This window comes from Pseudomonas sp. 382, from assembly GCF_002759075.1.
In the GTDB taxonomy this organism is placed as follows: Bacteria; Pseudomonadota; Gammaproteobacteria; order Pseudomonadales; family Pseudomonadaceae; genus Aquipseudomonas; species Aquipseudomonas vlassakiae.
In genome coordinates this window covers 91350-115166 of the sequence record NZ_PEMX01000014.1, presented here as the reverse complement: position 1 = coordinate 115166, position 23817 = coordinate 91350, and the positions used below count along the sequence as shown (strand labels likewise).

The window sequence follows — 23817 nt, the reverse complement described above, 5'->3', positions numbered from 1 at the left end:
CCTCGTACATGCGACGTTCTGCCGCAGGCATGTTCAAACGTCGCCGCCCGCTCTCACTGGAAAAAGGCAAGCCTATGCAGCGGCTGTATCGCAAGCGCATCGTTCTCGGCGTCGGAGGTGGCATTGCCGCCTACAAAAGTGCCGAACTGATTCGCCGACTCCTGGAGCACGGCGCGCAGGTGCGCGTCGTCATGACCCGTGGTGGTGCCGAATTCATCACCCCGCTGACCCTGCAGGCGCTGTCCGGCCACCCGGTGCACATGGATCTGCTCGACCCTGCCGCCGAAGCGGCCATGGGCCACATCGAACTGGCCAAATGGGCCGACCTGGTACTGATTGCCCCGGCCACTGCCGACCTCATGGCGCGCCTGGCCCAAGGCATGGCCGACGACCTGCTGACCACCCTGGTGCTGGCGACCGACGCCACCGTGGCCGTGGCCCCAGCAATGAACCAGGCGATGTGGCGCGACCCGGCCACCCAGGCCAACCTCGACCTGCTCAAGAGCCGCGGTATCCAGGTGTTCGGCCCGGCCTCGGGCAGCCAGGCCTGCGGCGACGTGGGCCTGGGCCGCATGCTCGAAGCCACCGACCTGGCCTGGTGCGCCGCGGAAAGCTTCAAGCGCCAGGCGCTGACCGGCAAACACGTGCTGATTACTGCCGGCCCGACCCAGGAAAACATCGACCCGGTGCGCTACATCACCAATCATAGCTCTGGCAAGATGGGCTTCGCCCTGGCCGAGGCGGCCGCCGAAGCCGGTGCTCGGGTGACCCTCGTTACGGGCCCCGTGCACCTGCAGACCCCCGACCGCGTGCAGCGTATCGACGTGGTCAGCGCACGGGACATGCTTGCGGCCTGTGAAGCGGCCATGCCGTGCGACCTGTTCATCGCTTCCGCTGCAGTCGCGGACTACCGTCCAGAAGTAGTCGCCCCGCAAAAGCTCAAGAAAGATCCTACGACCGGCGACGGCATGCTACTGCAGATGGTGCGCAATCCGGATATCCTTGCCACCCTCGCTGGCCGCGCCGACCGCCCGTTCAGCGTCGGCTTCGCCGCCGAGACCGAACACTTGCTCGATTACGCCACGCGCAAGCTCAAGGACAAGAACCTCGACCTGATCGTCGCCAATGATGTGGCCAACCCCAGCATCGGCTTCAACAGCGAGGAGAACGCCCTGACCGTGATCGACCGCCAGCAGCACCAGACCCTCTTCGCGCAGACCAGCAAGGGCAAGATCGCCCGGCAACTGGTCGCCTTCATCGCCGAACGGCTCAACCAGGTTCAATAAGTTACATGCACGCTCTTCAAGCCAAGATCCTCGACCCACGCCTGGGCAGCGAATTCCCGCTGCCGCAATACGCCACCCCGGGTTCCGCCGGCCTCGACCTGCGCGCCCTGCTGAAAGAGGACACCGTCCTTGAGCCGGGCCAGACCCTGCTGATCCCGACCGGCCTGTCGATCTACATCGGCGACCCAGGCCTGGCGGCCATGATCCTGCCGCGTTCGGGCCTGGGCCACAAACACGGCATCGTGCTCGGCAACCTGGTCGGCCTGATCGACTCGGACTACCAGGGCGAGCTGATGGTGTCGTGCTGGAACCGTGGCAACACGCCGTTCACCATCGCTGTCGGCGAGCGCATTGCACAACTTGTCCTGGTTCCTGTGGTACAAGCGCATTTCGACATCGTCGAGCGCTTCGACGAGAGCCAGCGTGGCGCAGGCGGCTTCGGCCATTCCGGTAGCCACTGAGCCAAGCAACGACCGTTCAGGCCAAGGATGGCGAACTCTCTGGCGAATCCACCGTCCAAGCGTTCAGTTTGCGCCTGCCCAGAAAGCCTCTGACTAATGGAGTTTCCCGAGATGAACGACATGGCCCACCTGGCACCCGCCGCACTGCCAGACAGCATTTTCCGCGCTTATGACATCCGTGGCGTGGTCGGCAAGACCCTGCACGGCGAAACCGCCTACTGGATCGGCCGCGCCATCGGCGCCCAGACCATTGCCCAGGGCGAACCGCAGATTTCCGTTGGTCGCGATGGCCGCCTGTCCGGCCCGATGCTCGTCGAGCAGCTGATCAAAGGCCTGGTCGATGCCGGTTGCCAGGTCAGCGACGTCGGCCTGGTGCCGACCCCAGCCCTGTACTACGCCGCCAACGTGCTGGCCGGCAAATCGGGCGTGATGCTCACCGGTAGCCACAACCCGTCGGACTACAACGGCTTCAAGATCGTCATCGCTGGCGACACGCTGGCCAACGAGCAGATCCAGGCCCTGCTGACCCGTCTGAAGACCAACGACGTGCCACGCGGCGAAGGCAGCGTGCAGAAGGTCGAAATCCTTGATCGCTACTTCCAGCAGATCACCGCGGACGTGAAGCTGGCGAAGAAGCTCAAGGTCGTGGTGGACTGCGGCAACGGCGCCGCCGGCGTGGTCGCGCCGCAGCTGATCGAAGCCCTGGGCTGCGAAGTCATCCCGCTGTTCTGCGACGTCGACGGCAACTTCCCCAACCACCACCCGGACCCGGGCAAGCCGGAGAACCTCGAAGACCTGATTGCCAAGGTCAGGGAAACCGGCGCCGACATCGGCCTGGCCTTCGACGGCGACGGCGACCGCGTGGGCGTGGTGACCAATACCGGCAATATCGTCTACCCCGATCGCCTGCTGATGCTGTTCGCCCTGGACGTGCTTGAACGCAATCCGGGTGCCGAGATCATTTTCGACGTCAAATGCACCCGCCGCCTGACCCCGCTGATCGAACAGCACGGTGGCCGCGCCCTGATGTGGAAGACCGGCCACTCGCTGATCAAGAAGAAGATGAAGCAGACCGGATCGCTGCTGGCTGGCGAGATGAGCGGGCACATCTTCATCAAGGAGCGTTGGTACGGTTTCGACGACGGCATCTACAGCGCCGCGCGCCTGCTGGAGATCCTCAGCAAGGCCTCGCAGAGCGCCGAAGAGCTGTTCGCTGCCTTCCCGAACGATATTTCCACCCCGGAAATCAATATTGATGTGACCGACGAGGGTAAATTCAGCATCATTGATGCACTGCAACGCGACGCCGACTGGGGCGAAGCCAGCCTGACCACCATCGACGGTGTGCGGGTCGACTACGCCAGCGGCTGGGGCCTGGTCCGCGCGTCCAACACTACGCCAGTGCTGGTGCTGCGTTTCGAGGCTGAAAGCGCCGCCGAGTTGCAACGTATCAAGGATGTTTTCCGTGCCCAGTTGCTGCGGGTTGCCCCTGAGCTGCAACTGCCGTTCTGACCGACTATCTGTTCCTTACAGGAGCCCTGCATGACCCTCGATCGCGATGCCGCTTCCCATGTAGCCGAGGTTTTGTCCGAAGCACTGCCTTACATCCGCCGCTTTGTCGGCAAGACCCTGGTGATCAAGTACGGCGGCAACGCGATGGAGAGCGAAGAGCTCAAGACCGGCTTCGCCCGTGACATCGTGCTGATGAAGGCCGTGGGCATCAACCCTGTGGTCGTGCACGGTGGCGGCCCGCAGATCGGCGACCTGCTCAAGCGCCTGTCGATCGAGAGCCACTTCATCGATGGCATGCGCGTCACCGACGCCGCGACCATGGACGTGGTGGAAATGGTCCTCGGCGGCCAGGTCAACAAGGACATCGTCAATCTGATCAACCGCCATGGCGGCAGCGCCATCGGCCTGACCGGCAAGGACGCCGAGCTGATTCGTGCGAAGAAGCTCACCGTCAGCCGCCAGACCCCTGAGATGACCCAGCCGGAAATCATCGACATCGGTCACGTCGGCGAAGTGGTGAGCGTCAACACCGACCTGCTCAACATGCTGGTCAAAGGTGACTTCATCCCGGTGATCGCGCCAATCGGCGTGGGTGCCAACGGTGAGTCGTACAATATCAACGCCGACCTCGTGGCAGGCAAGGTTGCCGAAGCACTGAAGGCTGAAAAGCTGATGCTGCTGACCAACATCGCCGGCTTGATGGACAAGCAGGGCCAGGTCCTGACCGGCCTGACCACCGAGCAGGTCAACGAACTGATCGCCGACGGCACTATCTACGGCGGCATGCTGCCGAAGATCAAGTGTGCGCTGGATGCAGTGCAAGGCGGCGTGAACAGCTCGCACATCATCGACGGCCGCGTACCAAACGCGGTGCTGCTGGAGATCTTCACCGACAGCGGCGTGGGCACCCTGATCACCAACCGCAAGCGTCACTGAAGCTTCTGTAATACCGGGCGGGGCAAGCTGGCCCCCATGCTGCCAGATGGCGCGTGGGGGTAGGCTTGCCCCGCTCTGCATTCATCGCGGCACACGCAGATGAATGGCTGACGGCCTGTCATCTTCACGTTCACCCTCAAGATTTCCGACTGGCAGCCGAGACAACGTGGCAGAATACAAGATCATTGCAAATTGCCACTATTCATCTGGAGTACACGCGTGAGATACGCATCACAAGGACTCGTGCTGGCAGCCGCCCTGGCTGTCGGGTCCATTGCCGGCTGTGCCACCGAAACGTCCACTGCTGTTGCCGTGCAGCAGGTCGAAAGCGTCAGCCGCCCCTACAGCGGTGTGCGTGCACCGATTGCCGTGGGCAAGTTCGACAACCGTTCCAGCTACATGCGCGGCATCTTCTCCGATGGGGTCGACCGCCTCGGTGGCCAGGCCAAGACCATCCTGATCACCCACCTGCAGCAGACTAACCGCTTCAACGTACTCGACCGCGACAACATGAGCGAGATCCAGCAGGAAGCGGCAATCAAGGGCCAGGCCCAGCGCCTGAAGGGCGCCGATTTCGTGGTGACCGGCGACGTCACCGAATTCGGCCGCAAGGAAGTCGGCGACCACCAGCTGTTCGGCATTCTCGGCCGCGGCAAGACCCAGATCGCCTACGCCAAGGTGGCGCTGAACATCGTCAACATCAGCACATCGGAGGTGGTTTATTCGAGCCAGGGCGCCGGTGAATACGCCTTGTCCAATCGCGAGGTCATCGGTTTCGGCGGCACCGCCAGCTACGACTCGACGCTCAACGGCAAGGTTCTCGACCTGGCCATGCGCGAAGCCGTGAACAAGCTGGTCAACGCCGTCGAAAGCGGTCAGTGGAACCCCAAGGCTCAGTAACCGACCCATTCCAGGAAGGACGTATCAATGACTATCACCCTCCCGGCCTTGCGCAGCTGCGCGGGCCTCGTGCTGGGCGGCCTGCTGCTGGCCGGCTGCAGCGGCCCGAAGACCCTGTACCAGTGGGAAAGCTACCAGCCCCAGGTTTACGGCTACCTCAAAGGCGACGCGAAAGAAGAACAGGTCATCGCCCTGGAGCGCGACCTGGAGAAGATCAAGGCCAAGAACGGCGCCGTGCCGCCGGGCTACCACGCTCAGCTCGGCCTGCTGTACTCCAGCCTGGGCAAGGATGACCAGATGATCCAGCAGTTGCGCACCGAGAAGGCGCTGTTCCCGGAATCGGCCGCCTACATGGACTTCCTGATGAGCAACGCCAGCAAGGGAGCCGTGAAATGATCAAGCGCCTGACCCAACTACTCATCGGTGCCTGCGTGCTGGCCCTGTTCAGCGGCTGCGCCGAGCGCAAGACCATCGACTATTCGGCGTACAAGCAGAGCCGGCCGAAGTCGATCCTGATCCTGCCGCCGCTGAACAATTCGCCGGACGTAAAGGCGACCTATAGCATGCTGTCGCAGGTCACCTATCCGCTGGCCGAAGCAGGCTACTACGTCATGCCGGTGGCGCTGGTGGACGAAACCTTCCGCCAGAACGGTCTGACCACCCCGGCCGACATCCATCAGTTGCCGACCACCAAGCTGCACGAAATCTTCGGCGCCGATGCCGGCCTGTACGTGACCGTGTCGGACTACGGCACCCGCTACATGGTGCTGAGCAGCGCGACCATTGTCACCGCCAGCGCCAAGCTGGTCGACCTGAAGACCGGCACCACCCTGTGGACAGGCAGTGCCACGGCCTCCAGCCAGGAGAACCAGCAGAACCAAGGCGGCATCATTGGCATGTTGATCAGTGCGGCGGTCAACCAGATCATCAGCAGCGTGCAGGACGACGCCGGCTACCCGATTGCTGGCATGACCAGCGCCAGGCTGCTGACGCCGTATGCCAACGGCGGCATTCTATACGGGCCGCGGTCGCCTAAATACGGCACCGACTGAGTAAACCCGGCGAAAAAGCCGGGACAGGCGGCACAAAAAAGGCGACCTTCACAAGAAGGTCGCCTTTTTCACTTCCAGGCCAGGATCAAATCCCGTACTGCGCCCGGTAGGCCTCGACAGCCGGCAGGTGCTGCTTCAGTTGCGGATCGTCTGCCAGGAACTCCAGTACCTGGGTCAGCGAAACGATGCTGACCACCGGGATACCAAAGTCGCGCTCCACTTCCTGGATCGCCGACAGCTCACCATTGCCGCGTTCTTCGCGGTTCAGTGCGATCAGCACACCAGCGGCCTTGGCCTGTTGGGCGTTGATGATCTGCATCACTTCGCGAATCGCGGTACCCGCAGTGATCACATCGTCGATGATCAGCACGTCACCGGCCAGCGGCGCGCCGACCAGGCTGCCGCCTTCACCGTGGTCCTTGGCTTCCTTGCGGTTGAAGCACCAAGGCACGTCGAGCTGATGCTGCTCGGCCAGCGCCACGGCGGTGGCCGCCGCCAGGGGGATACCCTTGTAGGCTGGGCCGAACAACACGTCGAACGGGATCTTGCTGTCGACGATGGCTGCCGCATAGCAACGGCCCAGTTGCGCAAGGGCGGAACCGCTGTTGAACAGGCCGGCATTGAAGAAATACGGGCTGGTACGCCCCGATTTCAGGGTGAATTCACCGAAGCGCAGTACGCCGCGATCGATGGCAAAACGGATGAAGTCGCGCTGATACGGCTGCATGTAAAGTCCCGGACACCACGGATTTAGCTAAATGGGTTGAGCTCGGGTATCATACACGCACGAGATTTTTGGGGCCATTTATGCGGATCATCAGTGTGAACGTGAATGGCATTCAGGCTGCGGCCGAGCGTGGATTGCTCAGCTGGCTGCAAGCCCAGAATGCCGACGTCATCTGCCTTCAGGATACCCGCGCCTCGGCCTTTGAACTCGACGACCCAGCTTTCCAGCTCGATGGCTATTTCCTTTATGCCTGCGACGCGGAGGTACCCGCCCAAGGTGGCGTGGCACTCTACTCGCGCATGCAGCCCAAGGCAGTCATCACCGGCCTGGGTTTCGAGACAGCCGACCGCTACGGGCGTTATCTGCAAGCAGATTTCGACAAAGTCAGTATTGCCAGCCTGCTGTTGCCTTCGGGCATGAACGGCGACGAAGACTTGAACCAGAAGTTCAAGTTGATGGACGACTTCGCCAAGTACCTGGACAAGCAGCGTCGCAAGCGTCGCGAATACATCTATTGCGGCTCGTTCTACGTGGCGCAGCAGAAGCTCGACATCAAGAACTGGCGTGACAGCCAGCAGTCGCCGGGCTTCCTGCCACCAGAGCGGGCGTGGATGGATGCGATCACCGGCGACATGGGCTATGTCGATGCCTTGCGTGAAGTCAGCCGTGAAGGCGACCAGTACAGCTGGTGGCCGGACAACGAGCAGGCCGAGATGCTCAACCTGGGCTACCGGTTCGACTACCAGATCCTCACCCCGGGCCTGCGCCGCTTCGTGCGCAACGCCCGACTGCCGCGTCAGCCGCGCTTCTCGCAACATGCGCCGCTGATCGTCGACTACGACTGGACGTTGACCATCTGAGAAAAGGGCCGCAAACGCGGCCCTTTTTTATTGGATCGGTCGCCAGATGAAGGGGTAGCGATACGCCTTGCCTTCATTGGCCCTGACCGCCGCCAGGATGATCAGGATGAGCACTGCCAGCATCAGCACCGGGAACAGCACGATGCCGATGGCCACGAACATCAGCGCGGTACACACGAACCCGGCAATGGTCACGTTGATCTGAAAGTTCAGCGCTTCCTTGCCCTGTGCATCGATGAAAGGGTCCTGCTCGCGCTTGAGGTGCCACAGCACCAGCGGGCCAAGCAGGTGCCCAAGCGGTATGACCAGGCCCAGCAGCGCGGAAAGGTGGCAGAACATCGCCCATTGCCGGACTTCGGCATTGGGCGGGGTGACCGACAGTTCGGAATCGCTCATGCTCCGCACCTCCTTGGCGAGGATCAGTCGGCCAGCGCGGCCTGCTGCAGTTCGAAGATTTCGTTCATGCCCTTTTGCGCCAGCGCCAGCATGGCGTTGAAGTCTGCAGGCTGGAACGGTGCACCTTCGGCGGTGCCCTGTACTTCGATGAAACCACCGGCGCTGGTCATGACCACGTTGAGGTCGGTTTCTGCAGCGGAATCTTCCAGGTAGTCCAGGTCAAGTACCGCTTCGCCCTGGTACATACCCACCGATACGGCGGCGATCATGTGCTTGAGCGGGTTGCCGGCCTTCAGGCCGCCGCGTTTCTTGATCACGGCCAGGGCGTCGCAGAGGGCGACCATGGCGCCAGTGATCGATGCGGTGCGGGTGCCGCCATCGGCCTGGATCACGTCGCAGTCGATGTACAGGGTGATGTCACCGAGTTTGCTCATGTCCAGTGCGGCACGCAGCGAACGGCCGATCAGACGCTGGATTTCCAGGGTGCGGCCACCTTGCTTGCCACGGCTGGCTTCGCGCTGGTTACGCTCGCCGGTGGAACGCGGCAGCATGCCGTACTCGGCGGTCAGCCAGCCTTGGCCCTGGCCTTTGAGGAAGCGCGGTACGCCGTTTTCGACGCTGACCGTGCAGATGACCTTGGTGTCACCGAACTCGACCAGTACCGACCCTTCGGCGTGCTTGGTGTAGTTGCGGGTGATGCGGATCGAGCGGAGCTGATCGGCGGCGCGACCACTTGGACGTTTCATCTGGGATACCTGTACTGGGACTTTGAATCTGCCCGCCATTATAGAGCCCGTCGCCCACAGAGGACATGCCTATTGTCGCGCCCCGGGCAGCCTGTCGACTTTTCCCACTCGCCGGCACGCGCTCTGTAACATGGGTGGATTGGGCGTCACGTGCGCACTGCGCTACAATCGCGCGCCTTCAATTCATTTACGCGAGGTACTTTCCATGGTGCACAGCATGACCGCTTTTGCTCGTGTCGAGCGTGCAGGCAGCCAAGGCACCCTGGTCTGGGAACTGCGCTCGGTCAACCACCGTTACCTTGAACCTCACCTGCGCCTGCCGGACGCCCTGCGCGACCTGGAAGGCGCGGTACGTGAAGGCCTGCGCCAGGGCCTGTCGCGCGGCAAGGTGGAATGTACCCTGCGCCTGCACGAAGACAGCGACGGCAAGCCGCTCAAGGTCGACCGCGAGCGCGCTGCGCAGTTGGTTGCCGCCGCTGAAGAAGTGGCCAGCCTGATCCAGCAACCGGCCGCGCTCAACCCGCTGGAAGTGCTGTCCTGGCCGGGCGTGCTGGTGGCCGACGCCACTGACCCGCAGGCCCTGAACGCCGAGGCCGTGGCGCTGTTCGACGAGGCCCTGGCCGAACTCAAGGCCGGGCGCTTGCGCGAAGGCCAGGAGCTGGCCCGGCTGATCAACGAGCGCCTGGACAACATGGCCACCGAGGTCACCACCCTGCGTGCCCTGGTGCCGCAGATGCTCGCCGCCCAGCGGCAAAAGATCATCGACCGTTTCAGTGACCTCAGGGCCGAGCTTGACCCGCAGCGCCTGGAGCAGGAGATGGTATTGCTGGCGCAGAAGAGCGACGTCGCCGAGGAACTCGACCGCCTCAGCACCCACGTCAACGAAGTGCGCCGGGTGCTCAAGTCCGGCGGTGCTGCTGGCCGGCGCCTGGACTTCCTGATGCAGGAACTCAACCGTGAAGCCAACACCTTGGGCTCCAAGGCCTTCGACCCACGCAGCACGCAAGCGGCGGTCAACCTGAAGGTGCTGATCGAACAGATGCGTGAACAAGTACAGAACATCGAGTAAGGCCTCCCCCGACCATGAATCAAAGCAGCGGCACCCTCTATATCGTTTCGGCACCGTCCGGCGCCGGCAAGACCAGTCTGGTCACCGCCCTGATCAAGGCCGACCCGCGCGTCAGCGTCTCGGTATCGCACACTACCCGCGCCATGCGCCCGGGCGAAGAGCACGGCGTGAACTACCACTTCGTCAGCCATGACGAGTTCAAGGCGCTGATCGCCAAGGGAGACTTCCTTGAGCACGCCGAAGTGTTCGGCAACTTCTACGGGACTTCCCGCAGCGCGCTTCAGGAGGTGCTGGACCGGGGCAATGACCTGATCCTGGAAATCGACTGGCAAGGTGCCCAGCAGGTGCGCAAGTTGATGCCCGAGGCACGTTCGGTGTTCATCCTGCCGCCGAGCCAGCAGGCCCTGCGCGAGCGCCTGGATGGCCGTGGCCAGGACAGCGAAGCGATCATCGCCGGGCGCATGAAGGAAGCGGTCAGCGAGATGGTGCACTACGACGAGTACGAGTACGTCATCATCAATGACGACTTCGATGTGGCATTGGAGGAGTTGAAGGCGGTGTTCGTGGCCAACCGGCTGCTGCTGAAGAAACAGCAGCAGGGCAACAGCGAACTGCTGAAAGAACTGCTCGCCTGATAGACCGAAGGGGGCTGCTTTGCAGCCCTTTCGCGACACAAGGCCGCTCCTACAAGGGATCGCGTCAATATGGACTGATGCGATCTCCTGTAGGAGCGGCCTTGTGTCGCGAAAGGGGCGCAAAGCGCCCCCAGCATTAGTCCTGCAGTGGCAAGGTGGCCTGCTGGCGCAGGGTCGCCCCCAGGAAGTAGGCCGGCGCACGCATCCGCGAAATCATCATCAGCACGATCCCCAGTGCCGAAATGATCGCCGCAATCACGAACACCAACCCCAGCCCCGCCACATGCGAGCCGCTGCCGAAGTCCGGCGAGGCGCTGTCGATGGCCGTGCGCACGAAGATCACCGACAGGATCACCCCACCCACCAGCGGGCACAGGCCGCGCATGAAGAAGTGGCGCAGGCTGCCGAACAAGCTGTCGCGGAAGTACCAGACGCAGGCGAACGCGGTCAGCGAATAGTAGAAGCAGATCATCATCCCCAGCGCCGTGATGGTGTCAGCCAGCACGTTCTCGCTCAGGGTACGCATGGTCACGTAGAACAGCCCTGCCGCCACGCCTGCGCAGATGGTCGCGTAACGCGGGGTTTGCGAACGCGGGCAGACGCTGGCGAATTTCTGCGGCACCGCGCCGTAGTAGCCCATGGCCAACAGCGTGCGCGCCGGTGACACAAAGGTCGATTGCAGCGACGCTGCGGTGCTCGCCAGCACGGCGATCGACATCAGGATCGCCAGCGGCCCCATCACCGGGCCGGCGAGGTGGGCAAACACATTTTCCTGGATGCGCGGGTTGTTCAGGCCCAGGCCATGCTCGCTGATGCCGGCAAACTGCAAGGTGGCAATGGCGGTGACCAAGTACAGGCCAAGGATCAACAACACGGTCCAGGTGGCAGCCTTGCCCGGAACCTCGTCACTGCCGATCGACTCTTCGCTGACGGTCAGACAGACGTCCCAGCCCCAGAAAATGAAGATCGAAAGCGAAAGCCCCGCCGCAAAGGCCGAGAACGACTCGACACCGAACGGGTTGAACCAGGCGAAATCGAACTCCAGCGGCGGCGGTGCGGTGGTGCCGCCAAAGGCCGCGAAGGCAAAGCCGAGCAGTACCATCAGCTGCAGTGCCACCAACCCGTACTGCACGGTCATGGTGGTGGCCATGCCGCGACAACAGATCCATACCGCCATGGCGATGAACACGCAACAGGTGGTCACATTGATCAACAGGTTGTCGGCCAACGCCGCCAGCTCATGCTGGCCGGTGATCTGGCTGAGGAACAGATAGAAGAAGTCGACAGCAACGCCCGCCAGGTTGGACAGCACGATGGTTGTGGCAACCACCAACCCCCAGCCACCGATCCAGCCGATCATCGGGCCAAAGGCACGGGCCGACCAGGTGAACGAAGTGCCACTGTCCGGCTCGGCCGAGTTCAGCTCGCGGTAGCCCAGGGCAACCAGCAGCATCGGCAAGAAGCCAACGATGAACACGGCGGGAAGATGAGCGCCGACCTCACGTACGGTCGGGCCAAGGGCGCCAGTCAGCGTGTAGACCGGGGCAATGGTGGAAATGCCCAGCACCACGCTGGCCAGCAGGCCAAGACGGCCCTTGGCCAGGCCTTTGCTGCGCTGTGTGCTGCCCGAGTCGGCCACATCGGGTGGGCGGCCGGCTTCTGTGTAATTGCTCATGAGTTTTTGCCGTAACTATTGGAATTGTTTTCACAAGCCCTGTTCCCAGGGCCTGCTTCCACTCATTGAAAGCGCGCTGGCGGGGGTCAGTCATCCCGGACTTTTGGCTGACTGGCTGTCAGGCCTCCCGTGCAGCATGGGCAATGCAGGCCTCGCGGAACGCCTGGAACAGGCTCCGGGAGACCGGGTTGTCGGCGAAACGCCATTCCGGGTGCCACTGCACACCAAGCACAAAGCCCGGCGCGTCAGGCATCGACACCGCTTCGATCAGGCCATCGGGGGCCCGTGCCTCGACCCGCAGGCCCGGGGCCAGGCGGTCGATACCTTGGCTGTGCAACGAGTTGACCTCGAACTGCGCAGCCAGGCCCAGGCGCTCGAACAACCCGCCAGGCGCAATGCTGACGGGATGACCAGGGCCATATTGGACTTCAAGAGGTGCATCCTCGGGTTCACGATGATCCATGTAGCCAGGCAACGCCTGCACTCGCTGATGCAGGCTGCCGCCCAGGGCCACGTTCAGTTCCTGAAAGCCACGGCAGATGCAGAACACCGGCACACCAGCGGCAATCGCCGCCTGCAGCAACGGCAGGGTCAGCCGGTCACGGGCAAGGTCGTGCCGGGTCCCTTCGACGCTGGCGGCGCCATTGTAATGATGCGGCTCGATATTTGAAGGCGAGCCCGTAAAAACAATGCCGTCGAGCCGGGCCAGCAGCGCCTGCGTGTCGCTGCCGCCGTCGCGCGCCGGCAGGATCAGTGGCAACCCGGCGAAGCCGGCGGCCTCCACATACTTGTCGCCCACCGTATGCGACGAGTTCTTCCCGACCTGCTGGCGGCAGGCACTGATACCGATCAAGGGGACCGCAATTGCGCTCATGGGCTTACACCGTGTGCAGGTACCAGTTGTACTCGAGGTCGGAAATCGAAACTTCGAATTCGGCCAGCTCACTTTCCTTGCAGGCCACGAAGATATCGATGTAGTCCGGGCTGATGTATTGGTTGAGGACTTCGCTGTCATCCAGCGCACGCAGGGCGTCACGCAGGTTGTTCGGCAGGCTCTGCTCCAGCTGTTCGTAGGAGTTGCCTTCGATTGGTGCACCCGGCTCGATCTTGCTGGTCAAACCATGGTGGATACCGGCCAGGATGGCCGCCAGCATCAGGTATGGGTTGGCATCGGCGCCGGCCACGCGGTGCTCGATACGAACGTTCTCGCTGCTGTCGGTCGGTACGCGCACGGCCACGGTGCGGTTGTCCAGGCCCCAGCTCGGCGCGTTCGGTACATAGAACTGCGCACCGAAGCGGCGGTAGGAGTTGATGTTCGGGCACAGGAAGGCCATCGACGCCGGCATGGTCTCCAGCACACCACCGATGGCGTGGCGCAGGGCGTCGCTTTGCAGCGGGTCGTCATGGGCAAAGATATTCTTGCCGGTTTTCTTGTCCAGCAGCGAGATGTGCACGTGCAGGCCGTTGCCCGCCTGGCCCGGGTAGGGCTTGGCCATGAACGTGGTGTCCATTTCATGGTCGTAGGCGACGTTCTTGATCAGGCGCTTGAGCAGGATCGCGTAGTCGCAGGCCTTCATCGGGTCGGCAACGTGGTGCAGGTTGACTTCGAACTGCGCCGGCGCGCTTTCCTTGACGATGGCATCGGCTGGCAGGCCTTGCTCCTTGGCCGCTTCGAGCATGTCCTGCAGGCAATCGGCGTATTCGTCGAGGTCGTCGATCAGGTACACCTGGGTCGACTGTGGGCGTTTGCCGGAAATCGGCGAGCGTGGCGGTTGCGGGCGACCGTTGAGGTTGTCCTGATCGATCAGGTAGAACTCCAGCTCGAACGCGGCGCAGATATCCAGGCCCATGGCGTCGAACTTGCTCACCACCTGGCGCAGCACCTCGCGCGGGTCGGCAAAGAACGGCTCGCCTTCCAGTTCGTGCATGGTCATCAGCAGCTGCGCGGTCGGGCGCTTTTGCCATGGCTCATTACAGAGCGTGCCGGCAATCGGGTAACAGATGCGGTCGGCGTCGCCGATATCGAGGCCCAGGCCGGTGCTTTCCACGGTCGAGCCATTGATATCGAGGGCGAACAACGAGGCCGGCAGGTTGATACCTTTCTCGTACACTTTGTGCAGGCTGGCGCGCTCGATGCGCTTGCCGCGTACCACGCCGTTCATGTCGGAAATCAGCAGATCGACGTACTGCGTATCCGGATGGGCCTGGAGGAAGTCATTCATCTCGCTGGAAGTACTGGCGCACGGGGTGACCGACGTCATGGCTTACATCCTATGATTTGCTGCGGCGATGTGGGGATACGGCTGGCGCCTCAAGGGCGACGATGGTTGCAGCTGTTGTTCTTTTCACTTTCCCATCGTGGGGATTGGTTACCCGACCGGGCGCATTGATTCCCGGGGGCCGTTTCACTATAAAATGGCCCTCATGCAACAGACATTGGCAATTCGGCAAGCAGAGCGTGCACCAATGCAATATCAGATTACCCACGCCGACCTTTCTCTGGTCCTGGCACTGGAACGCGGGCGCTCACTGGCCAAGGCCGCCGAACTGCTCAAGGTCGACGTGTCGACCGTGTTCCGCTCGATTCGCCGGCTGGAGTCGGCGCTGGGCACCGCGCTGTTCGTGAAAAGCCGCAAAGGCTACCTGCCGACCGACACGGCCCAGGCCCTGGCAGAGCAGGCAGAGCGCGCCGAGCAGGCGCTGGATGCCGCACGCATCGCCATGACCAGCGGCGAGCAAGTGGTCAGCGGCACCGTGCGCCTGACCTGCACCGAGGCGGTGATGCACAGCCTGCTGCTGCCGGCGCTGGCAGCGTTCATGCCGAACTACCCGGCGTTGTCGCTGGAGATGGGCACCTCGAATACCTTCGCCAACCTCAGCCGCCGCGATGCCGACATCGCCCTGCGCCTGACCAACACGCCGCCGGAGCACCTGGTCGGTCGTTGCCTGGGCTCCACATCTTATGTGATCTGCGGTCAGCCGCAGTGGCGCGAGCGCCTGAACGAGTCGGCCGGCAGCGTGCCGTGGATCGCCCCGGACGACTCGATGCAGGATCACCCTACCGTGGTCTGGCGCAACCAGCAGTACCCGGGGCTGAGCCCACGCTACCAGTGCAGCGGCATGTCGACCATCGCCCAGCTGGTGAGCACCGGACTGGGCGTGGCGGCCCTGCCGGACTATATGGTCGATGCCTTGCCCGGGGTCGACGCGTTGAGCGGGCCTCTGCCAGGCTGCGATACCCAGCTGTGGCTGCTGACCCGGCCGGATTGCCGGGCGTTGCGCTCGGTGCAGACCTTGTTCGAGGAGCTGACGCCGCGGTTGCGGGATGCGATGCTCTGAGGTTATCGTCAGGATCATATGTTCAGGCTGTCTGTTCCGGCCCTTTCGCGGGTAAGCCCGCTCCCACGGGGTGCGCGACGCTGGTGAGCAACGCATCATTCCTGTGGGAGCGGGCTTGCCCGCGAAGAAGCAGACGCCGGGCTCGAAGGTGCCCACCCGACAAAACAGCGCTTCCCTATTGGCTGGTGATTTTTTAAACTATCGAGTCCGCCTGCCCATATTGGGCTGCACGCCTACCGCATTTGCTACTGAGGAAGACCATGGCCCGCGTAACTGTTGAAGACTGCCTGGAACACGTGGATAACCGTTTTGAGCTGGTCATGCTCTCGACCAAGCGCGCCCGTCAGCTGGCTACCGGCGGCAAAGAGCCCCGCGTAGCGTGGGAAAACGACAAGCCGACCGTGGTCGCCCTGCGCGAAATCGCCGAAGGTATCGTGACCCCTGAGTTCATCGCCGCCGAAGAGATCGTTACCGAGGATCCGGTCTTCGCCGCGTTCGAGGACGAGTCCAACGAGGCTGTCTGATCGATGCCCTGTCGACGTCGCGCGGCACAAGGCCCTCTTCCTCGGCAAGAGGTGAAACCATGCCGGGCATAGAAGCCTTAGCCGAACGGCTGTCGACTTACCTGGGGCCCGAACAGGTCAACCTGGTTCGGCGCGCCTATTTCTACGCCGAACAGGCACACGACGGGCAGCGCCGCCGCAGCGGCGAGCCCTACGTGACCCATCCGCTGGCCGTGGCCAGCATCCTCGCCGACATGCACATGGACCATCAGAGCCTGATGGCGGCCATGCTGCACGACGTGATCGAAGACACCGGCATCGCCAAGGAAGCTCTCTGCCAGCAGTTTGGCGAGACCGTGGCCGAGCTGGTCGACGGGGTCAGCAAGCTGACCCAGATGAACTTCGAAACCAAGGCCGAGGCGCAGGCCGAGAACTTCCAGAAGATGGCCATGGCCATGGCCCGCGATATCCGCGTGATCCTGGTCAAGCTGGCTGACCGCCTGCACAACATGCGCACCCTGGAAGTGCTGTCTGGCGAAAAACGCCGGCGCATCGCCAAGGAAACCCTCGAGATCTACGCCCCCATCGCCAACCGCCTGGGCATGCACACCGTGCGCGTGGAGTTCGAGGACCTCGGCTTCAAAGCCATGCACCCGATGCGTTCGTCGCTGATCCACCGGGCGGTGAAGAGCGCACGCGGCAACCGTAAAGAGATCGTCGCCAAGATCGAGCATTCGTTGGCCAATTGCCTGGCCGCCGACGGGATCGAGGGCGAGGTCAGCGGACGGCAGAAACACCTCTATGGCATCTACAAGAAGATGCGTGGCAAGCGCCGCGCCTTCAACGAGATCATGGACGTGTACGCCTTCCGCATCATCGTCGACAAGGTCGACACCTGCTACCGCGTGCTCGGCGCCGTGCACAACCTGTACAAGCCGCTGCCCGGTCGCTTCAAGGATTACATCGCAATTCCCAAGGCCAACGGCTACCAGTCGTTGCACACCACGCTGTTCGGCATGCACGGCGTGCCCATCGAAATCCAGATCCGCACCCGCGAGATGGAAGAGATGGCCAACAACGGTATCGCCGCGCACTGGCTGTACAAGTCCAACGAAGACGAGCAGCCCAAGGGCAGCCATGCCCGGGCCCGCCAGTGGGTCAAGGGCATCCTCGAGCTGCAGCAGCGTGCTGGCAACTCGCTGGAATTCATCGAGAGCGTGAAGATTGACCTGTTCCCGGACGAGGTCTACGTGTTCACGCCCAAAGGGCGGATCATGGAGCTGCCCAAAGGCTCCACCGCCGTCGATTTCGCCTACGCGGTGCACACCGACGTCGGCAACAGCTGCATCGCCTGCCGCATCAACCGACGCCTGGCACCGCTGTCCGAACCGCTGCAGAGCGGCTCGACGGTCGAGATCGTCAGCGCCCCGGGCGCACGGCCAAACCCGGCCTGGCTCAATTTCGTGGTCACCGGCAAGGCGCGCACGCACATTCGCCACGCGCTCAAGCAACAGCGTCGCTCCGAGTCGATCAGCCTCGGTGAGCGCCTGCTGAACAAGGTGCTGACCGGCTTCGACAGCAGCCTCGAGCAGATCCCCCAGGAGCGTATCCAGGCAATCCTTGCCGAATATCGCCTGGAGCTGATCGAAGACCTGCTCGAAGACATCGGCCTGGGCAACCGCATGGCCTACGTGGTCGCCCGCCGCCTGCTGTCGGCCGAAGGCGAACAGCTGCCGGCGCCGGAAGGCCCGCTGGCGATCCGCGGCACCGAAGGCCTGGTACTGAGCTACGCCAAGTGTTGCACGCCGATCCCGGGTGACCCGATCGTCGGCCACCTGTCAGCGGGCAAGGGCATGGTCGTGCACCTGGAAAACTGCCGCAACATCAGCGAAATTCGCCACAACCCCGAGAAGTGTGTACAGCTTTCGTGGGCCAAGGACATCGCAGGCGAGTTCAACGTCGAGCTGCGTGTCGAGCTTGAACACCAGCGCGGCCTGATCGCCCTGCTGGCCAGCAGCGTCAACGCTGCCGACGGCAACATCGAGAAGATCAGCATGGACGAACGCGACGGCCGTATCAGCGTGGTCCAACTGGTGGTCAGCGTGCACGACCGTGTGCACCTGGCACGTGTGATCAAGAAGCTGCGTACCTTGACCGGCGTGGTCCGCATCACCCGCATGCGTACGTAGTCCGCCAACCGCAAGGAGTCATCATGAGCAAGACCGTAATCAACAGCGACAAGGCCCCTGCCGCTATCGGCACCTACTCCCAGGCGATCAAGGCCGGCAACACCGTCTACATGTCGGGCCAGATCCCGCTGGACCCTAAGACCATGGAACTGGTCGAAGGCTTCGAAGCCCAGACAGTACAGGTGTTCGAGAACCTCAAGGCCGTGGCTGAAGCGGCAGGCGGCTCGTTCAAGGACATCGTCAAGCTGAACATCTTCCTGACCGACCTGAGCCACTTTGCCAAGGTCAACGAGGTGATGGGCCGCTACTTCGAACAGCCATACCCAGCCCGCGCTGCCATCGGCGTTGCGGCACTGCCAAAAGGCGCCCAGGTCGAAATGGACGCCATCCTGGTCATCGAATGATGCCCCTGGTGACGGGCGCCCTGCCCGTCACCCCTCCTCTGCAAGGTTATCCCGTCATGCGTCACGCACTGCCTCTCGCGCTGGCAGCCCTGCTTCTGGGCGGCTGCGCCAGCCACAAACCCGAAGATTTCAACGGCACCTGGATCAACCAGGCCGCCATCAAGGCCGCCAGCAAAGGCGGCAGCCTGCGCCAGGCCCTGAACGAGCACGGCCCGGTGTTCGAATGGAAACTCGATGTCGCCCACCAGCAGGCCAGCTACAGCAATGGTTTCGAGGCGGCCGATGGCCAGCTGATCGCCAACCAGAAGCAATGGCAGGCCAGCTTCCAGGGCGGCCAGACCGAACAGCTCGAACTGGATGGCGATGAGCTGAAAGCCACCACCCAGAGCGGTGCAGAGCAGACCTTCGTGCGCGCCGAGCAGCCCGGCAATGCGCCTCTGGGCGGCAGCTTCGAGAAGGCGCTGTACCAGGCTTACCTCGGTGGCGACTGGAAGATCATCGAAGGCCAGGGCAAGGGCGCCACTGTCCGCTTCAGCGATACTGGCAACGTCACCGGCCTGCCAGGCCCGGACCGTTTCGCCCTGTGCCTGGCCGGCGACTGCGCCAGCATGGGTGGCAACAACGACAGCCTGTGGCTGGAGCGCAACCAGCGCGGCGCACCTTTCATCTTCAAGCGTGACGGCAACAAGCTGGCAATTTACCAGGCGGTGAACACTGCCCAGGCCGACGAGATTCCGCAGTTGGCGGCCGGTGCTCAGCAGTGGGTGCTGGAACGCGACTGAAGCGCCACTCCTGTAGGAGCGGCCTTGTGTCGCGAAAGGGCTGCGAAGCGGCCCCAGGATCTCAGCTTCGCCGCATAGAATGCCGGGGCCGCTGCGCGGCCCTTTCGCGACACAAGGCCGCTCCTACACGAACCGCGCCAGGCCTCTAGATTTCAGCGTTTGCCTGCCAGTATGGCGGCATAGCCCTCCTTGTAGCTCGGATACTCCGGCGCCCAGCCCAGCGCCCGCACCCGGGCATTGCTGCAACGCTTGCTGCCGGTACGGCGCACCCGCTGCTCATCAGACCACTCGGTAACCCCCATGTACCCCCGCAGCCAGGCCACCACATCAGCCAGCGGAGCCGGGTCGTCGTCGACACCGATGTAGCACTCCTCCAGCACCACGCCATCGGCATCGGCCTGCAGCAGGAACGCCATCAGGCTCGCCGCATCCTCGGCATGAATCCGGTTGCCATACAGCGGCGGCTCCTCCGCCACCCGATAGCCCTGGCGCACCTGGCTCAGCAGCCACTCGCGACCCGGGCCATAGATGCCGGTCAGGCGAATAACACTGGCAGGAATGCCGCTTGCCAGCGCCAGCCCTTCGGCCTCCAGCATTACCTTCCCGGAATAACCTTCAGGTTCGGTGGGCGCGGTTTCGTCGATCCATCCACCGTCCTTTTGCGCAAACACGCTGCTGCTGGAGACGAACAGCAAACGCCGCGGGCGCTGGCCGCGCTCGGCCAACCACGCCAGCACATGGCGCAAACCATCGACGTAGGCGCTTTGGTAACCCGCCTCGTCATGCTGGCTGGCGGCGACGCAGTACACCAGGTAATCCGGTGAGCGCTGTGGCCATGCCTGTGGGATCGCAGGGTCGGACAGGTCAGCAGCAATGGCCGCAACGCACTCGGGCAGCTGCGCGACCGAGCGGCGCAAACCACTGACTTGCCAGCCTTTGGCCAGCAGCTGGCGGGCCAAACGGCCACCTACATCACCACATCCCACGATAATTGCGGAAAGGCCTGACATCATAAAACTCCCTAGACCAAAGGATCAGGCTAGCCGTATTACACGATAGGCGGCTAGACCGCGGGTGAAAAAAGCAACAAGATTACTTTTGTTAACAAGAATTACTTGCAATAATGGCAGCCCTATCTGTTCTCGGCCTATATCGAGGCCCTGGAGAACGCTCACTTTCTTCTTCATCAGGTCCGGCCAGCATGACACGTATTCAACTTTCCGCTTCGCCAACCCCGTCGCGCGCCTGGCGCGCCATCGCCGCGCTGCTGTTCAGCCTGGTGCTGGCCCCGGTAGCCATGGCCGATGAGCCTGCCGCCAACGCCGCCGCCCCGGCCGCTGCCACCGCGCCAGCCACCCCGGCACCCGCTGCTGCAGAAGGCCAGGCCACCACCCCGGTCGCAGCACCTGCTTCCGCCGACCCGGCCGTGCAGGAACTGGTTGAAGACACCTCGCTGGGCATGGCCCATGACTTGTCCCCATGGGGCATGTACAAGAACGCAGATATCGTCGTCAAAGCCGTCATGATCGGCTTGGCCATCGCTTCGATCATCACCTGGACCATCTGGATCGCCAAGGGCTTCGAGTTGATGGGCGCCAAGCGCCGCCTGCGTGGCGAGATCGCCGCCCTGAAGAAGTCGGTGAGCCTGAAAGAAGCCAGCACCGTCGCCAACACTGAAGGTACCCTGGCCCATACCCTGGTCCACGATGCCCTCGAAGAGATGCGCCTGTCGGCCAATGCCCGCGAGAAAGAAGGCATCAAGGAGCGCGTCAGCTTCCGCCTGGAGCGCCTGGTAGCTGCCAGCGGCCGCACCATGAGCAGCGGCACCGGCGTACTCGCCACCATCGGCTCCACCGCGCCGTTCGTTGGGCTGTTCGGTACCGTGTGGGGCATCATGAACAGCTTCATCGGCATCGCCAAGACCCAGACCACCAACCTGGCCGTCGTCGCCCCAGGCATCGCCGAGGCTCTGCTGGCCACCGCACTGGGCCTGGTTGCAGCGATCCCGGCCGTGGTCATCTACAACGTCTTCGCCCGCTCCATCGCCGGCTACAAGGCGCAGGTGTCTGACGCCTCCGCCCAGGTGCTGTTGCTGGTCAGCCGTGATCTGGACCATCAGGGCAGCGACCGCGCCGCCCCGCACATGGTGAAAGTGGGGTAAACCATGGGCCTGCATCTCAACGAAGGTGGCGACGACCTCGCCGAAAACCACGAAATCAACGTTACGCCGTTCATCGACGTGATGCTGGTGCTGCTGATCATCTTCATGGTCGCGGCCCCATTGGCCACGGTCGACATCAAGGTCGACCTGCCGGCCTCGACCGCCAAGCCGGCACCGAGGCCTGAAAAGCCCGTGTTCGTCAGCGTCAAGGCCGACCAGAAGCTGTATGTCGGCGACGATCAGGTCCCTGCCCCGGAACAGCTTGGCCCGATGCTCGACGCCAAGACCAAGGGCGACAAGGAAACCACCATCTTCTTCCAGGCCGACAAAGGCGTGGATTACGGTGACCTGATGGAAGTGATGAACAACATGCGCGCGGCCGGCTACCTCAAGGTCGGTCTGGTAGGTCTCGAGACGGCAGCCAAGAAATGACGAAAACGCGCTCAAACGTGGCGCGCTACGGTGGCAGCCTGGCAATCGTGCTGGGTGTGCATGCGGTCGCCGTGCTGCTGACGCTCAACTGGTCAGTACCCCAGGCCATCGAGCTGCCGCCGGCAGCCATGATGGTCGAGCTGGCACCACTGCCCGAACCCGCGCCGCCGCCACCACCGAAAGCCGCCCCACAGCCGCCGGCGCCGGTCGAAGAACCGCCGCTGCCAAAGTTGGTAGAGGCACCGAAACCGAAGATCGCCATCGCCAAGCCGCCCAAGCCGAAGCCCAAGCCTCAGCCACCGAAGCCTGAGAAGAAGCCTGAGCCGCCAAAAGATGAGCCACCGGCCAAAGAACAGGTAGCTGACACACCGCCAAGCAACACGCCGCCGCAGAAGTCGGCGGCACCGGCGCCAAGCATCGCCGCCAACAGCCAGGCGCTGCCAACCTGGCAGAGCGACCTGCTGCGCCACCTGGCGAAGTACAAGCGCTACCCGGAAGACGCTCGCCGCCGAGGCCTGCAAGGCATCAACCGCCTGCGCTTCGTGGTCGACGCCGAAGGTAAGGTGGTGTCCTACTCCATGGCAGGCGGCTCCGGCAGCGCGGCCCTGGACCGGGCAACCCTGGAAATGATCCGCCGCGCCGGTACGGTACCGAAGCCGCCAGCCGAGCTGCTGACCAATGGCACGATCGAAGTCGTGGCACCGTTCGTCTACTCGCTGGACCGTCGCTGATAGTTTTGTTTCTGTCACAAATCGGCAAGTCTGATAACGTGCGTCTATCGATTGCAGCCGCTATGCTGGGGCCGCAACTTCATGGACGCACGTTATGACCCTCACAGAATTACGCTACATCGTCACGCTCGCCCAGGAGCAGCACTTCGGCCATGCTGCCGAGCGCTGCCACGTCAGCCAGCCGACCCTGTCGGTCGGCGTGAAAAAACTTGAGGACGAGCTTGGCGTGCTGATCTTCGAGCGCAGCAAAAGTGCAGTGCGCCTGACCCCGGTCGGCGAAAGCATCGTGGCCCAGGCGCAGAAGGTACTGGAGCAGGCCCAGGGCATTCGCGAGCTGGCCCAGGCCGGCAAGAACCAGCTGACCGCCCCGCTCAAGGTCGGCGCCATCTATACCGTTGGCCCGTACCTGTTCCCGCACCTGATTCCACAGCTGCACCGGGTTGCACCGCAGATGCCGCTGTACATCGAAGAAAACTTCACCCACGTGCTGCGCGAGAAGCTGCGCAACGGCGAACTGGACGCGGTGATCATTGCCCTGCCGTTCAACGAAGCGGACGTGTTGACCCTGCCACTGTACGACGAGCCGTTCTGTGCCTTGATGCCAGCCGACCACCCCTGGACGGCGAAAAAGACCATCGACACTGCAATGCTCAACGACAAGAGCCTGCTGCTGCTCGGCGAGGGCCACTGCTTCCGCGACCAGGTGCTGGAAGCCTGCCCGACACTGAACAAAGGTGGCGAAGGCTCCAAGCACACCACGGTCGAGTCCAGCTCGCTGGAAACCATCCGCCACATGGTCGCTTCCGGCCTGGGGGTGTCCATCCTGCCGCTGTCGGCCGTACATAGCCATCATTATGCGCCCGGCGTCATCGAAGTGCGTCCGCTCACCCCGCCTGCGCCATTCCGTACCGTCGCCATCGCCTGGCGCGCCAGCTTCCCGCGGCCGAAGGCGATCGAGATCCTTGCCGACTCGATCCGCCTCTGCTCGGTGGCCAAGCCGCCTGTGGAACAACCGGCCTGA

25 protein-coding genes and 1 pseudogene are annotated in these 23817 nt (G+C 63.1%); 19 read left to right on the top strand and 7 right to left on the bottom strand.

Annotated elements, in window-relative coordinates; all coding sequences use genetic code 11:
• Window positions 1-74 precede the first annotated feature (74 nt).
• From coaBC to CQW31_RS17360, 7 genes and pseudogenes are all read left to right on the top strand, one after another.
• Window positions 75-1286, top strand: a complete 1212-nt coding sequence (gene coaBC / locus CQW31_RS17390) for a bifunctional phosphopantothenoylcysteine decarboxylase/phosphopantothenate--cysteine ligase CoaBC (protein ID WP_054886763.1) — start codon at window positions 75-77, stop codon at window positions 1284-1286.
• 5 nt (window positions 1287-1291) lie between these two features.
• Window positions 1292-1747, top strand: a complete 456-nt coding sequence (gene dut / locus CQW31_RS17385; protein WP_054886764.1) for a dUTP diphosphatase — start codon at window positions 1292-1294, stop codon at window positions 1745-1747.
• A gap of 144 nt (window positions 1748-1891) precedes the next feature.
• Window positions 1892-3259, top strand: a pseudogene (locus tag CQW31_RS17380) (phosphomannomutase/phosphoglucomutase); the annotation flags it as partial.
• 30 nt (window positions 3260-3289) lie between these two features.
• Window positions 3290-4195, top strand: a complete 906-nt coding sequence (gene argB, locus CQW31_RS17375) for an acetylglutamate kinase (protein WP_054886766.1) — start codon at window positions 3290-3292, stop codon at window positions 4193-4195.
• Between the two features lie 219 nt (window positions 4196-4414).
• Window positions 4415-5095, top strand: coding sequence for a CsgG/HfaB family protein (locus CQW31_RS17370; protein WP_099815007.1), 681 nt, complete (start codon window positions 4415-4417; stop codon window positions 5093-5095).
• A gap of 27 nt (window positions 5096-5122) precedes the next feature.
• Complete coding sequence (locus CQW31_RS17365; protein WP_099815006.1) at window positions 5123-5491, top strand: DUF4810 domain-containing protein; 369 nt, start codon at window positions 5123-5125, stop codon at window positions 5489-5491.
• Complete coding sequence (locus CQW31_RS17360) at window positions 5488-6147, top strand: DUF799 domain-containing protein (protein WP_054886769.1); 660 nt, start codon at window positions 5488-5490, stop codon at window positions 6145-6147. The genes CQW31_RS17365 and CQW31_RS17360 overlap by 4 nt, the downstream gene beginning before the upstream one ends.
• Window positions 6148-6232: 85 nt before the next feature.
• Here the strand turns inward: CQW31_RS17360 and pyrE are convergent, their stop codons facing one another.
• Entirely contained in the window at window positions 6233-6874 is a 642-nt protein-coding gene (pyrE, locus tag CQW31_RS17355) for an orotate phosphoribosyltransferase (RefSeq protein ID WP_054886770.1), read from the bottom strand.
• An 80-nt stretch (window positions 6875-6954) separates the two neighbouring features.
• On the opposite strand from pyrE, the gene CQW31_RS17350 reads away from it, so the two are divergent.
• Window positions 6955-7734 (top strand): exodeoxyribonuclease III, encoded by a 780-nt coding sequence (locus CQW31_RS17350; RefSeq protein WP_008091582.1) that lies wholly within the window; start codon window positions 6955-6957, stop codon window positions 7732-7734.
• 27 nt (window positions 7735-7761) lie between these two features.
• Here the strand turns inward: CQW31_RS17350 and CQW31_RS17345 are convergent, their stop codons facing one another.
• Window positions 7762-8130, bottom strand: coding sequence for a DUF4870 domain-containing protein (locus CQW31_RS17345; RefSeq protein ID WP_054886771.1), 369 nt, complete (start codon window positions 8128-8130; stop codon window positions 7762-7764).
• A 23-nt stretch (window positions 8131-8153) separates the two neighbouring features.
• Window positions 8154-8876: a ribonuclease PH gene (gene rph / locus CQW31_RS17340; protein ID WP_082433665.1), complete on the bottom strand. Its 723-nt coding sequence runs from the start codon at window positions 8874-8876 to the stop codon at window positions 8154-8156.
• Window positions 8877-9081: 205 nt separating this feature from the next.
• Here rph and CQW31_RS17335 point away from each other — a divergent pair, with 205 nt between their 5' ends.
• Together CQW31_RS17335 and gmk are read left to right on the top strand one after the other, a co-directional pair.
• Window positions 9082-9945: a YicC/YloC family endoribonuclease gene (locus tag CQW31_RS17335; RefSeq protein ID WP_054884734.1), complete on the top strand. Its 864-nt coding sequence runs from the start codon at window positions 9082-9084 to the stop codon at window positions 9943-9945.
• Between the two features lie 14 nt (window positions 9946-9959).
• Entirely contained in the window at window positions 9960-10580 is a 621-nt protein-coding gene (gene gmk / locus CQW31_RS17330) for a guanylate kinase (protein ID WP_054884735.1), read from the top strand.
• A gap of 136 nt (window positions 10581-10716) precedes the next feature.
• On the opposite strand, the gene CQW31_RS17325 is transcribed toward gmk, so the two are convergent.
• From CQW31_RS17325 to CQW31_RS17315, 3 genes are all read right to left on the bottom strand, one after another.
• Complete coding sequence (locus tag CQW31_RS17325) at window positions 10717-12255, bottom strand: APC family permease (RefSeq protein ID WP_054884736.1); 1539 nt, start codon at window positions 12253-12255, stop codon at window positions 10717-10719.
• A gap of 118 nt (window positions 12256-12373) precedes the next feature.
• Window positions 12374-13129 (bottom strand): gamma-glutamyl-gamma-aminobutyrate hydrolase family protein, encoded by a 756-nt coding sequence (locus CQW31_RS17320; protein WP_054884737.1) that lies wholly within the window; start codon window positions 13127-13129, stop codon window positions 12374-12376.
• 4 nt (window positions 13130-13133) lie between these two features.
• Window positions 13134-14516: a glutamine synthetase family protein gene (locus CQW31_RS17315; RefSeq protein ID WP_054884738.1), complete on the bottom strand. Its 1383-nt coding sequence runs from the start codon at window positions 14514-14516 to the stop codon at window positions 13134-13136.
• A gap of 205 nt (window positions 14517-14721) precedes the next feature.
• On the opposite strand from CQW31_RS17315, the gene CQW31_RS17310 reads away from it, so the two are divergent.
• The 5 genes from CQW31_RS17310 (at window position 14722) to CQW31_RS17290 (ending at window position 19472) form a co-directional block, all read left to right on the top strand.
• On the top strand, window positions 14722-15594 hold the full coding sequence (locus tag CQW31_RS17310) for a LysR family transcriptional regulator (protein ID WP_054884739.1): 873 nt from the start codon (window positions 14722-14724) through the stop codon (window positions 15592-15594).
• Between the two features lie 260 nt (window positions 15595-15854).
• The gene (rpoZ, locus tag CQW31_RS17305) at window positions 15855-16118 is read left to right on the top strand and encodes a DNA-directed RNA polymerase subunit omega (RefSeq protein ID WP_016394025.1); all 264 of its coding nucleotides are present in this window, start codon (window positions 15855-15857) and stop codon (window positions 16116-16118) included.
• A 59-nt stretch (window positions 16119-16177) separates the two neighbouring features.
• Complete coding sequence (gene spoT, locus CQW31_RS17300; protein ID WP_054884740.1) at window positions 16178-18286, top strand: bifunctional GTP diphosphokinase/guanosine-3',5'-bis pyrophosphate 3'-pyrophosphohydrolase; 2109 nt, start codon at window positions 16178-16180, stop codon at window positions 18284-18286.
• Window positions 18287-18309: 23 nt separating this feature from the next.
• Entirely contained in the window at window positions 18310-18690 is a 381-nt protein-coding gene (locus CQW31_RS17295) for a RidA family protein (protein WP_009684531.1), read from the top strand.
• Between the two features lie 56 nt (window positions 18691-18746).
• Window positions 18747-19472 carry a hypothetical protein gene (locus CQW31_RS17290; protein ID WP_099815019.1) on the top strand — a complete coding sequence of 242 codons (726 nt, stop codon included), beginning with the start codon at window positions 18747-18749 and terminating at the stop codon, window positions 19470-19472.
• Window positions 19473-19624: 152 nt separating this feature from the next.
• On the opposite strand, the gene CQW31_RS17285 is transcribed toward CQW31_RS17290, so the two are convergent.
• Window positions 19625-20482: an SDR family oxidoreductase gene (locus CQW31_RS17285; protein WP_099815005.1), complete on the bottom strand. Its 858-nt coding sequence runs from the start codon at window positions 20480-20482 to the stop codon at window positions 19625-19627.
• A gap of 191 nt (window positions 20483-20673) precedes the next feature.
• On the opposite strand from CQW31_RS17285, the gene exbB reads away from it, so the two are divergent.
• The 4 genes from exbB (at window position 20674) to CQW31_RS17265 (ending at window position 23817) form a co-directional block, all read left to right on the top strand.
• Window positions 20674-21633, top strand: a complete 960-nt coding sequence (gene exbB, locus CQW31_RS17280) for a tonB-system energizer ExbB (RefSeq protein WP_054884742.1) — start codon at window positions 20674-20676, stop codon at window positions 21631-21633.
• Between the two features lie 3 nt (window positions 21634-21636).
• Window positions 21637-22065, top strand: a complete 429-nt coding sequence (gene exbD, locus CQW31_RS17275) for a TonB system transport protein ExbD (RefSeq protein WP_054884743.1) — start codon at window positions 21637-21639, stop codon at window positions 22063-22065.
• A complete protein-coding gene (locus tag CQW31_RS17270; protein ID WP_054884744.1) occupies window positions 22062-22796 on the top strand; it encodes an energy transducer TonB in 735 nt (244 codons plus the stop codon). Before exbD ends, CQW31_RS17270 begins: the two co-directional genes overlap by 4 nt.
• 94 nt (window positions 22797-22890) lie before the next feature.
• Entirely contained in the window at window positions 22891-23817 is a 927-nt protein-coding gene (locus CQW31_RS17265) for a hydrogen peroxide-inducible genes activator (protein ID WP_054884745.1), read from the top strand.